At 67.7% G+C, this 11,724-nt stretch carries 8 protein-coding genes and 1 pseudogene; 5 read left to right on the forward strand and 4 right to left on the reverse strand.

Features of this window, described 5'->3' with window-relative positions; translation table 11 throughout:
• Positions 1-36: 36 nt before the first annotated feature.
• Together POS15_RS01310 and POS15_RS01315 are read right to left on the reverse strand one after the other, a co-directional pair.
• Positions 37-1,422 (reverse strand): sigma-54 dependent transcriptional regulator, encoded by a 1,386-nt coding sequence (locus tag POS15_RS01310; protein ID WP_046273839.1) that lies wholly within the window; start codon positions 1,420-1,422, stop codon positions 37-39.
• 70 nt (positions 1,423-1,492) lie between these two features.
• Positions 1,493-3,106 (reverse strand): ATP-binding protein, encoded by a 1,614-nt coding sequence (locus POS15_RS01315; RefSeq protein WP_284128840.1) that lies wholly within the window; start codon positions 3,104-3,106, stop codon positions 1,493-1,495.
• A gap of 333 nt (positions 3,107-3,439) precedes the next feature.
• On the opposite strand from POS15_RS01315, the gene sucC reads away from it, so the two are divergent.
• From sucC to POS15_RS01330, 3 genes are all read left to right on the forward strand, one after another.
• The gene (gene sucC / locus POS15_RS01320; protein WP_019183942.1) at positions 3,440-4,609 is read left to right on the forward strand and encodes an ADP-forming succinate--CoA ligase subunit beta; all 1,170 of its coding nucleotides are present in this window, start codon (positions 3,440-3,442) and stop codon (positions 4,607-4,609) included.
• A 21-nt stretch (positions 4,610-4,630) separates the two neighbouring features.
• Positions 4,631-5,506: a succinate--CoA ligase subunit alpha gene (gene sucD, locus POS15_RS01325; protein ID WP_019183943.1), complete on the forward strand. Its 876-nt coding sequence runs from the start codon at positions 4,631-4,633 to the stop codon at positions 5,504-5,506.
• A 364-nt stretch (positions 5,507-5,870) separates the two neighbouring features.
• Positions 5,871-7,505 (forward strand): NAD+ synthase, encoded by a 1,635-nt coding sequence (locus POS15_RS01330; protein ID WP_284128841.1) that lies wholly within the window; start codon positions 5,871-5,873, stop codon positions 7,503-7,505.
• A 26-nt stretch (positions 7,506-7,531) separates the two neighbouring features.
• Here POS15_RS01330 and POS15_RS01335 read toward each other — a convergent pair.
• Together POS15_RS01335 and POS15_RS01340 are read right to left on the reverse strand one after the other, a co-directional pair.
• Positions 7,532-8,760 (reverse strand): annotated as a pseudogene (locus POS15_RS01335) (lipase family protein).
• A 140-nt stretch (positions 8,761-8,900) separates the two neighbouring features.
• Complete coding sequence (locus tag POS15_RS01340) at positions 8,901-9,785, reverse strand: outer membrane protein assembly factor BamD (protein WP_026069896.1); 885 nt, start codon at positions 9,783-9,785, stop codon at positions 8,901-8,903.
• Positions 9,786-9,901: 116 nt separating this feature from the next.
• Between POS15_RS01340 and rluD the strand changes: the two genes are divergently transcribed.
• Positions 9,902-10,897, forward strand: coding sequence for a 23S rRNA pseudouridine(1911/1915/1917) synthase RluD (gene rluD, locus POS15_RS01345; RefSeq protein WP_046273842.1), 996 nt, complete (start codon positions 9,902-9,904; stop codon positions 10,895-10,897).
• Positions 10,897-11,676: a peptidoglycan editing factor PgeF gene (pgeF, locus tag POS15_RS01350; RefSeq protein WP_019183948.1), complete on the forward strand. Its 780-nt coding sequence runs from the start codon at positions 10,897-10,899 to the stop codon at positions 11,674-11,676. Before rluD ends, pgeF begins: the two co-directional genes overlap by 1 nt.
• Positions 11,677-11,724 lie beyond the last annotated feature (48 nt).

Below are 11,724 nucleotides of genomic sequence, written 5' to 3' on the forward strand. Positions count from 1 at the left end.
GCTGGCGGATGCTGGGTCGCCACCCATGGGGTGGCGCTACTCCATGCCGAGCTTTTTCAGTTTGTAGCGCAGCGCCCGGAAGGTGATGCCCAGCTGGGCTGCGGTACGCGTCTTGTTCCAGCGGTTTTCTTCCAGCGCCTTCTGGATCGCGGTGCGCTCCATCTGTTCGATATAGGAGGGCAGGGCGCCGTTGCCGGCCGGCAGGTCGACCACGGCTTCTTCCTGGGTGGCGGGCGCGCTGCCGGCCCCGAAGCGCGGGGCGTGCTGGGGCAGGCGCAGGTCGCTGGCACCGATGCGGTCTTCCTCGGCAAGCGCCAGGGCACGCTCGAGGATGTTCTCCAGCTCGCGCACGTTGCCCGGGAAGTGGTACTGGGCCAGGGCGTCCAGCGCCGAGGGCGCCAGCAGCGGGGTCGGGCGGCCGTGGGTGCGGGCCAGCCTGGCCAGGATCGAGGCGGCGAGTGCGGGCAGGTCGCTGCGGCGTTCGCGCAGTGGCGGCACGCGCAGTTCGATCACGTTGATGCGGTAGTACAGGTCGTGGCGGAAGCGGCCGTCCTCGACCAGCTCGCCCAGGTCCTTGTGCGTGGCCGAGAGGATGCGCACGTCCACCGGTACCTCGGTGGCGGCGCCGACCGGACGGATCGATTTCTCCTGGATCGCGCGCAGCAGCTTGACCTGCATCTGCAGCGGCAGTTCGGCCACCTCATCCAGGAACAGGGTGCCGCCATGCGCCGCCTGGAACAGGCCGGGCTTGTCGGCATGCGCGCCACTGAAGCTGCCCTTCTTGTGGCCAAAGAACTCGCTTTCCATCAGCTCTGACGGAATGGCACCGCAGTTGACCGGCACGAAGGCGCCGGGCGCGCGGGCGCTCTGCGCGTGGATCGTGCGCGCGACCAGTTCCTTGCCGACGCCGGATTCGCCAAGGATGTAGACCGGCGCCTGGCTGCGCGCGACCTTGCCGATGGTGGCGCGCAGCACATCCATCGAAGGTGAGTCGCCGAGCAGGCGTGCGGCCTGTTCCGGGGCGAGCGGTGCAGGGGCGGGGCGCTCGGTGTTGTTGAGTTCCAGCGCGTGCTTGACCAGGCCGCGCAGCACCGAGATGTCGACCGGCTTGCTGACGAAATCGAAGGCGCCGGCCTTCAGGGCTTCCACCGCCAGGTCCATGCTGCCGAAGGCAGTGATCATCGCCACCGGCGTGCGCGGGTAGTGCTGCGCGATCTCGGTGACCAGCTCGATGCCGTTGCCGTCGGGCAGGCGCATGTCGGTGATGCACAGGTCGTACGGGTTGCTGGCCAGCAGTTCACGGGCTTCGGCGAGGTTGGCCGCGGTGCTGATGCGCAGGCCCATGCGGCCCAGGGTCAGTACCAGCAGTTCGCGGATGTCACGCTCGTCATCGACGACGAGGGCGCTGCGGGTGTCATTCATAAGGAAGGAAGATAGCCGAGGGCGGTCATTGGCGACAAATGTTTGACGGAGGCGACCGGGTATGCGCCGCTCATCCGGCCATCATCGTGTGCGGGCCGGCCAGCACGAGCCGGAAACAGGCGCCACCGGCAGGCACCGAGACGTACTCCAGCCGTGCCTGGTTGGCGCGGCACAGCTCGCGGGCGATATACAGGCCCAGCCCGGTGCCGTGCTCGGAGGTGGTGAAGAAGGGACGGAACAACTGGCTGGCGACCGTCTCGGGAATGCCCGGGCCACGGTCCATCACATCGATGATGGCGGTGCGCTCCTGGCGCGCCACGCGCAGCCGCACGCGGGCCGGCTCATCGGCCACGCGGCCGTATTTGAGCGCGTTGTGGACCAGCACGGTGAGGATCTGGTGCAGGTGGCGCGGATCGACCAGCGCGTGCACCGAGGTCTCGCTGATGATCGGTTCCACGCTGTCGGTTTCCAGTGACAGGCCCTGCTTGTACTCCAGTACGAAGCGGCGCACGAACGCGGCCAGGTCCACGTTCTCCGGGTTGGCGCGTTCGCGCCGTGCCAGCCCGAGCACGCTTTCGACGATGCCGTTGGTGCGCTGGCATTGCTGGTTGATGATCTGCAGCAGGCGGCGGTCGGTGTCGCCGATATCGGTGGATTCTTCCAGCAGCTGCGCGGCGTAGTTGATCGCCGCCAGCGGGTTGCGGATCTCATGGGCCAGGCTGGCCGAGAACCGTCCCATCGCCGAGAGCGTCAAGGACTCGGCACGCCGCGAGACCACGGTCGAGTCATCCAGGAACACCAGGGTGAGGTCGCTGCCGGCCAGCAGGCGGGCGAAGCGTGGCTGTACTTCGGGTTGGTCCGGCGAGAGCTGCAGGGGCATCTCTTCATTGGTCCAGCCATTGCGCCAGCGCAGCAGCCGGCGGCTCAGCTCGGGCGCGGCACTGCCCAGTTCCAGCCGGCCGCTGCCACTGTTGCCGTCGGCATCGCCAAGCAGGGTGGAGGCCGCTTCGTTGGCCAGCGTGATGCGGTTGGCCCCGTCCACCACGATCACGCCGGTGCGCATGCGGCGGATGATCAGTTCGTTGATCTGGAACAGGTTGGCCACTTCATCGCCGCGCTGGTTGGCCAGTTGCTGGTTCATGCGGGCGCGGTTGCCGACCTGGTAACTGATGAAGGCGATGGCCAGGTAGCTGGTGACGAACATGGCCAGTTCGGCCAGCGTGCGGGTCGGGTCGCCGCCTTCGATCTGTTTCCAGAGATACTCGCCGGCGGTGGCGGCACTGGCGGCCGCGGCCAGGCCCAGCCCCATGCTCAATGGGAGCAGCGTCGCGGCGGCGGCGACGTTGAACAGCAACGACATCGAGATGCCCGCGCTGGCCCCGGGCAGGGCATGGGCGAGCAGGGTGGCGGCGATGATGTCGGCGGCCACGCTCCACACCACGATGGTGCGCAGCCAGCGCTCGTTGCGGCCGAACAGCAGCACCAGCACGGCCACCGCCAGATAGCCGCTGGCCACGAAGGTCGCCAGCCGGGGGTGGTCGGCGGTTCCCACCAGTCCGCTCAGCGGGCTGAACAGCAGCGCGCCGATGACGGTGGCCATCAGCAGGCGGTACAGCGCGAAGAAATACAGCTCGCGCCGCGGTATCGATTCGATGCGGTCGATCAATGAAGCACTGGGTGACACGCCGGAACTCCCCTTCTGGCATGGGGGCAGTGTAGGGGGTCCGGCCGGGTTTGGGGGCCGGTGGCCGGGGCGGGGTGTGTGAAGGCCGGACCGCGTGCGGGTGCCTGCAGGCTGCGCGGGCGTGCCGCGGGCGACCCGGGTGGCTGTTTCCGGCACCTGCCGCAACTGTCTGAAATTGCGCCGGAAACGGTGCCTGGCCGGTGTCTTGCCACTGACTTCTTTGCGCCTGCGCGCCGGGTCGTCCACAATAGTGGGCCCGCCGCGGTCCTTACCGGCGCCCCCGTGAGGGAGCCTTGGAGATGCGTGCGGTCGTTCCTATTCCCACGGTGACGCATGAATTTCCACGAATACCAGTCAAAACAGCTGCTTGCCGAGTACGGCATTCCCGTTCCGGCCGGCAAGGTCGCGGCTACCCCGGACGAAGCGGTTGACGCTGCCAACGCCCTGGGCCAGGGCCCCTGGATGGTCAAGGCGCAGATCCACGCTGGCGGCCGCGGCAAGGCTGGCGGCGTCAAGTTCTGCAAGACCACCGACGACGTGAAGGCCGCTGCGGCCAAGATGCTCGGCACCAAGATGGCCACCTACCAGACCGCCGGCGTTGAACTGCCGGTCAACCTGGTGCTGGTGACCACCGCTGGCGAGATCGTCAAGGAACTGTACCTGTCGGTGCTGGTTGACCGTGGCACCAAGACCATCACCTACATCGCCTCTTCGGAAGGCGGCGTGGAGATCGAGCAGGTCGCCGCTGAAACCCCCGAGCTGATCCACTCGCTCAACGTTGATTTCGTTGAAGGCGTGCAGGGTTACCACGGCCGTGATTTCGGCTTCAAGCTGGGCCTGACCGCCAAGCAGGCCGGCCAGTTCGCCAACATCATGGTGAACCTGTACCGCCTGTTCAACGAAAAGGACCTGGCCCTGGTTGAAATCAACCCGCTGGCCATCCTGGACGACGGCAACCTGTACGCGCTGGACGGCAAGTTCGACAGCGACGACAACGCCGCGTTCCGCCAGAAGGCCCTGGTCGCCATGCGCGACAAGACCCAGGAAGATCCGACCGAAGTGATCGCTTCGGAGCTGGACATCAACTACGTCACCATGGACGGCAACATCGGCTGCATGGTCAACGGCGCCGGCCTGGCCATGGCCACCATGGACGTCATCAAGCTCAACGGCGGCGAGCCGGCGAACTTCCTCGACGTGGGCGGCGGTGCGAACAAGCAGCGTGTCATTGAAGCCTTCAAGCTGATCCTGTCCTCGGACAAGGTCGAAGGCATCTTCGTCAACATCTTCGGCGGCATCGTCCGCTGCGACATGATTGCCGAAGGCATCATCGCCGCCGTGAAGGAAGTGGGCGTCAAGGTTCCGGTCGTGGTGCGCCTGGAAGGCACCAACGTGGAAGAAGGCAAGCAGCTGCTGCGCGACAGCGGCATGGCCATCATCCCGGCTGACAACATCAACGATGGCGCCAAGAAGATCGTTGAAGCTGTCAAGAACGCCGCCTGATCCCGACACCAAGGAATTCCCATGTCTGTTTTGATTAACAAGAACACCAAGGTGATCGTGCAGGGCTTCACCGGCCAGCAGGGCACCTTCCACGCCACTCAGATGATCGAGTACGGCACCCAGGTTGTTGGCGGCGTGACCCCCGGCAAGGGCGGCACCACCCACATCGACCTGCCGGTCTTCAACACCGTTGCCGACGCCGTGCAGAGCACCGGCGCCAACGCTTCGGTCATCTACGTGCCGCCGCCGTACGCGGCTGATGCGATCCTGGAAGCGGCGGCTGCCGGCATCCAGGTCATCGTGTGCATCACCGAAGGCATCCCGGTGCTGGACATGCTGCGCGTCAAGAACGTGCTGACCCGTTCGCATCCGGACACCGTGCTGATCGGGCCGAACTGCCCGGGCGTCATCACCCCGGGTGAGTGCAAGATCGGCATCATGCCGGGCCACATCCACCAGCCGGGCAAGATCGGCATCGTGTCGCGTTCGGGCACCCTGACCTATGAAGCGGTCAAGCAGACCACCGAAGTCGGCCTGGGCCAGTCCACCTGCATCGGCATCGGTGGTGACCCGATCAACGGCCTGAACTTCGTCGACTGCCTGAAGCTGTTCAACGAAGATCCGCAGACCGAAGGCATCATCATGGTCGGCGAAATCGGCGGTGACGCTGAAGAAGCCGGTGCCGAGTACATCAAGAACCACGTGAAGAAGCCGGTCGTCGGTTTCATCGCGGGCGCCTCGGCTCCGGCCGGCAAGCGCATGGGCCACGCCGGTGCGATCGCATCGGGCGGCAAGGGCACCGCCGAAGGCAAGTTCGCCGCCATGGAAGCTGCTGGCGTCGTGACCGTCCGTTCGCCGGGCGACCTGGGCGCTGCCATCGCCAAGCTGGTGAAATAAACCGCCGGCCGCACCGCGGCCGACGCGTAGGTAGAGCTGACCGTTGGTCAGCTGCCGGTAGAGCCGACCGTTGGTCAGCTGCCGGTAGAGCCGACCGTTGGTCAGCTACCGGTAGAGCCGACCGTTGGTCAGCTACCGGTAGAGCCGACCGTTGGTCGGCTGCATTAAACAGAAAGGCCGCCTCCGGGCGGCCTTTCTGCGTTCAAGGCAACACCGGGACCGGTAGGTCCCCACGGTTGTCCGGTACGCACACCACGTAGTCCCGGCCGCTGGCCGGCGCCGCATCGTGCTGCCGCCGAATGCGTGGTTGCCGGCCAGCGGCCGGCACTACAATGAGCGCAGTACACCTACAGGCTGGAACCCCATGACGTCGCTCCGCATTGCCCTGGCGCAGTTCGATTTCCCGGTTGGCGCGGTGGCGCAGAACACCGACAACATCATCGCGATGATCGCCGAGGCGCGCGATGAGTACGGTGCCGAGCTGGTGGTGTTCCCCGAGCTGGCGATCAGTGGCTACCCGCCGGAGGATCTGCTGCTGCGCCCGGGCTTCCTGTACGACTGCCAGCAGGCGCTGGAGCGCATCGCGGCGGCCACCACGGGAATCGCGGCCGTGGTCGGTTGGCCCCAGGCCGCCGGCGCGGTGGTCTACAACGCGGCCAGCGTGCTGCGCAACGGCAAGGTCGAGCACACCTACCGCAAGCGCGAGCTGCCCAACTACGCGGTGTTCGATGAGCGCCGTTATTTCGATGTCGATCCGGACGGCGGCAGCTGCGTGTTCGAACTGAAGGGCGTGCCGGTCGGTGTACTGGTCTGCGAGGACCTGTGGTTCGCCGAACCACTGGCCGATACCGTCCGCGCCGGCGCACAGCTGGTGGTCGTGCCCAATGCCTCCCCGTATGAGCGCGGCAAGCACGCCCAGCGCGACGCGCTGCTGGCCGAGCGTACCCGTGAGAGCGGGGCCGCGATCGCCTACCTCAACGTGGTGGGCGGCCAGGACGCGCTGGTGTTCGATGGCGCCTCGGTGGTCGCCGATGGGGATGGCACGGTGCACCCGGCTGCCGCGGCCTTCACCGACCAGTGGCTGGTCGTGGATTACGACGCGGGTGCGCGCCGCTTCCTGCCGCGCGAGTGGATCGACGACGGCGACGAAAGCATGGATGCGCTGGCCTGGCGCGCGGTGACCCGCGGTATCCAGGATTACTGCCGCAAGAACGGCTTCAAGAAGGTCTGGCTCGGCCTGTCCGGCGGCATCGATTCGGCCTTGGTGCTGGCGATGGCGGTGGACGCGCTGGGCGCGGCCAACGTCACCGCGGTGCGGCTGCCGTCGCGCTACACGGCGGACATGTCCAACGACCTGGCGGCCGAACAGTGCCGCGCGCTGGGCGTGACGCTGGAAGCGGTCTCGATCGAGCCGGTGTTCGAGGGCCTGATGGCCGCGCTCGGCCCGATGTTCGAGGGGCAGGCGGCGGATGTGACCGAAGAGAACCTGCAGTCGCGCAGCCGCGGCGTGATCCTGATGGCGCTGTCCAACAAGTTCGGCGGGCTGCTGCTGACCACCGGCAACAAGAGCGAGTATGCGGTCGGCTACGCCACCATCTACGGCGACATGTGCGGTGGCTATGCGCCGCTGAAGGACCTGTACAAGACCGAGGTGTTCGGCTTGTCCAAGTGGCGCAACACCGTAGGCGGTGCGCCGGTGATCCCACCGGCGGTGATTTCCCGCCCGCCCTCGGCCGAGCTGCGCGCCAACCAGACCGACCAGGATTCGCTGCCGGCCTATGACGTGCTGGACGGCATCCTGTACCGCTACGTGGACCAGGAGCAGTCACGCGAGGAGATCGTGGCCGCCGGCTACGCCGCCGAGGTGGTGGACCGTGTGCTGCGCCTGGTGCGCACCAGCGAGTGGAAGCGCCACCAGGCAGCCCCGGGGCCGAAGGTCTCGCGCCGGGCGTTCGGGCGTGAGCGGCGGTACCCGATCAGTAACGGGTACAAGGGCTGAGCTGCCTGGCGAGGAGCGATTGCCGGTTACGGTGACGTATCCAGCAACGCTTCCAGTGCGGTGATTTCTTCCAACGCGTCGTAGGCCGGCGCGCCGGCCTCCAGGCGCGCGCGCACGAAGGCGAGGCCATCGGCTGCCGCTGCGTCCAGCGTGCCGCGGTGATCGACCGGGTAGGCGCGGAACGCGACCGGTTCCCCGCGCAGCGCCAGGCCAGCGGCGTACAGAAGCGTGGTGACATAGGGCACATCGCGGTCCTGGCGCCCGTGGCCGAGCATCAATGGCTGGCTGAAGCCGCGCCGTGGCACGCCCAGATAGTCGTGCAGCAGCGTCCAGATGCCAGGCACGGTGTACAGCGGCGCGCTGAACATCTCGCCGGTGTTGGCGCCTTCCAACAGCGTGCTCAGGGCACCCAGGCAGTGCTGGCGGGCCAGCGCGACGCGCGCGCGCCCGTGTTCGGACAGTACCTGGTCGATGTGTGGCGCAAGCTGCAGCAGACCTTCCAGCAGGTAGGCGTGGTACGCATTGAGCGCGCCGGGATTGGCTGTGAGGTTGTCAGGTTTCATCACCAGTGCGGTCAGTTCCACGGCGGTGGGCGTGCCGGTGGTGAAACTGCCCCGGTATTCCAGCGACGGGCCGCCGTAGCCAGGCCCGATATGGCCGGCGGCGAGCGCGGCCGCCCCTCCCTGGGAGTGGCCCACCGAGACCCAGCGCGGGGCGAGGGTCGCCGGGCCGAGGTACTGACGGCTGGCCTTGATCATGTCGATGGTGTTGCGCGCAGCGGTCCCGACGTGGAGATAAGCATGCTCGCCGGGGCTGCCCAGCCCCTGGTAGTCCGCGGCTGCCACGGCGTAGCCCCGGGCCAGGAACTGGTCGAGGAAGCGGCCATCGCGCTCGGGCTGGAAGGGACCGGAAACCGATGGCGCACAGTGATCGGCAACGCCCTGGGTGCCATGCGCCCAGGAGACAACCGGCCAGCCACCGGGGGGGCAGTGCCCGCTGGCAGGTACAGAAGCCCCGTGCCTTGGGCCAGGTGGCCGTGGTGGTCGGGCGTGCGATAGCTCAGTTTGTAGGCACGGGCGGCCCGGGAAGGCACCCAACTGGCCTGATAGGACTCGGCCGAGATGAGATCGCCTGCCTGCGACGGCGCAGTGGAACCGGCTGCACCGGCTGCACCGGCTGCACCGGCGGCGAGGCCGAGGGTGGCGGAGACGAACACGAGGGATGCGGCGCGCAGATGGACGATCTTGAACAGCATGCAGACTCCTTGCGGGCGGGTGTGGCCGTGAGGTGTCAGTCTGAATAGCGCGGATCGTTGGCGTTGAGATGCCAGTCCCAAAAGGAGCGGCTTGGGAAACGTCCCTTGACGGAAAAGGCCCCTTTCGGGGCCTTTTTTTCTTACTTGCGATTCATCGTGGCGTTGCGTTCACCGGTACTGGCGGACTTCTCGCCGGCAAACGGGTTCAGCTTGCGGACCATCCACGGATACTTCGGCCAGTTGCCCTGCAGCCACGGGTGGTCGGGCTGGTTCAGCTCGAGGACGCGGCGGGCATCGTCGGCCAGGGTCTTGTTGCCCAGGCGGGTGTAGGCCTCGCCCAGCGCGGCCACGGCGTCGTACTGGAACGCGCTCTGCGGGTAGTTCTCCAGCAGGAAGTTGGCGCGGCCAGCGGCCGAGACGTACGCCTCGCGGCGCAGGTAGTACAGGGCGTTGTCCAGCTCGTACTGGGCGAACACGTCGCGCAGGGCGATCATCCGCTGGCGCGCATCGGCGGCGTAGCGGCTGTTGGGGTAGCGCTCGGTGACGATGGTGAAATCGGCATAGGCCTGGCGCGGGCTCGACAGGTCGCGGCGGCTCGGGTCCAGCGACCAGACGCGGCGCAGGAAGACCGTGTCGCGGTTGCCATTGGCCAGGCCGCGCAGGTAGTACATGTAGGCGATGTTGCGGTGGGTCGGGTAGGTACGGATGAAGCGGTCCACGCTGGACACCGCGTCATCGTGCTTGCCGGCCTTGTACTGCGCGTAGGCGCTCTCGATCATGGCCTGCTCGGTGTACGGGCCATACGGGTACTGGGCTACCAGGCGGCGGAAGCTGGCTTCGGCACCGCTCCAGTTCCCCCCTTCCATGAGCTTGTGGCTCTTCTCATAGAGCGTTTCGACCGGCAGGCCTTCATCCGGATTCTTGCCCTTGGTGCCGCGGTGACAGCCGGTGGCGACGAAGAGCAGCACCAGCATCAGGGCGGCGAGGCGGACGGGCGCGGACAGCATAACGGAGCGTCGGATCATGGGGTCAGGGCGGGACGCGGCTGGAATACGAAGGGTCGATGATAGCCTAGTGGCCTGTCCCGCGACTGAAACTGGTCGGCCGGACCCCAAAATTGTCCCTATTGCGGTGTTCCCCCATGTCCGATACCCCTGCTGATTCCGATTCCCCCCGCCAGGCCATCGTGCCCGATACCGCCGCCGGCCGGCGTTTCGACGCGGTCCTGGCCGAGCTGTTCCCCGAATTCTCCCGGTCCAAGCTGACCGAGTGGATCAAGTCCGGGGACGTCCTGCTGGACGGCAACACCGTGCGCGGGCGCGACCCGGTGCGCGGCGGCGAGGTGGCCAGCCTGCATGTCGTGCTCGACACCCAGACCCATGCCGAGCCGGAGGACATCCCGCTGGAGGTCCTGTACGAGGACGAGCACGTGTTCGTGATCAACAAGCCGGTCGGCCTGGTGGTCCATCCCGGCGCGGGCAACCCGACCGGTACCCTGGTCAATGCGCTGCTGTTCCGCGACCCCTCGCTGTCGGTGCTACCGCGCGCGGGCATCGTGCACCGCCTGGACAAGGACACCAGCGGCGTGATGGTGATCGCCCGCACGATCCAGGCGCAGACCGCACTGGTGGAGCAGCTCTCCGCCCGTGAAGTGCACCGCCAGTACCTGGCCGTGGTGGTGGGTGCGCTGGTCTCCGGCGGCACCGCGACCGCCGGCATCGACCGCCACCCGCGCGACCGCATCCGCATGGCCGTGCGCGAAGACGGCAAGGAAGCGATCACGCATTACCGCCTGCGCGAGCGTTTCCGTGCGCACACCGCGCTGGAGTGCCGCCTGGAAACCGGCCGTACCCACCAGATCCGCGTGCACATGGCGCACCTGCGTCACCCGATCATCGGCGATCAGCTGTATGGCGGTGCGCTGAAGCTGCCCAAGGGCGCCAGCGATGAACTGGTCGCCGAGCTGCGCGGCTTCAAGCGCCAGGCGCTGCACGCTGAAACGCTGGAATTCGTGCACCCGATCACCGGTGAGAAGATCACCAACAGCGCGCCGCCGCCGGCTGACATGCAGGCCCTGCTGCACGCCCTGCGCGAAGACAGCAAGCGCTTCGCCGAGCAGGAACGCAACCGCCGCTGATGGACGCCACCGTGCCCGTGCTGCGCGCCGACTGGCAGGCCCCGAGCGGGGTCCATGCGCTGACCACCCTGCGTTTCGGCGCGGGCGGTTCGGTGGCGCCGTTCGACCAGTTCAACATGGGCAACCGGTACTCGGCCGATGGTGACGACCCGGCGCAGGTGCAGCGCAACCGTGACCTGCTGGTGCCCGGGCTGGGCCTGCCCTCGGCGCCGCATTGGCTGCGCCAGGTGCATGGCACCGGCGTGCGCCGCTTCACCGCGCCGCCGACCGCCACGGGTGTGGAGGCTGAACCGACTGCCGATGCCGCCGTGACCTCGGTGCCAGGCGTGGTGCTGGCGATTCTCACCGCCGACTGCCTGCCGGTGGTGTTCGCCGCGCGCGATGGCGGTGAGATCGGCGCCGCCCATGCCGGGTGGCGCGGGCTGGCCGATGGGATGCTGGAGGCCACCGTGGCCGCCCTGCAGACCCCGCCCGCGCAGCTGCAGGCGTGGCTGGGGCCGGCCGCCGGGCCGGCGCTGTACGAGATCGGCGAGGACGTGTTCGAGGCCTTCGTGGAGCGCGACGAGGGCGCTGCGGCGGCGTTCGTGGCAACACGGCCGGGGCACTGGAAGGTCGACCTGTACGCGTTGGCCCGCCGGCGCCTGCAGGCCGCCGGGCTGGACCCGGCCAGCATCAGTGGCGGGCAGTACTGCACGCTGGCCGATCCGCAGCGGTTCTACTCGCACCGGCGCGACCGCCGCACCGGGCGCATGGCGACCCTGGCGTGGATCGCGCCGTGACCGTCTGAACGATCGTGACGAGCCGGCCAGCGGCCGGCACTACCGTAC

The sequence above is a fragment of the Stenotrophomonas sp. BIO128-Bstrain genome (genome assembly GCF_030128875.1).
GTDB classification, from domain to species: Bacteria; Pseudomonadota; Gammaproteobacteria; order Xanthomonadales; family Xanthomonadaceae; genus Stenotrophomonas; species Stenotrophomonas bentonitica_A.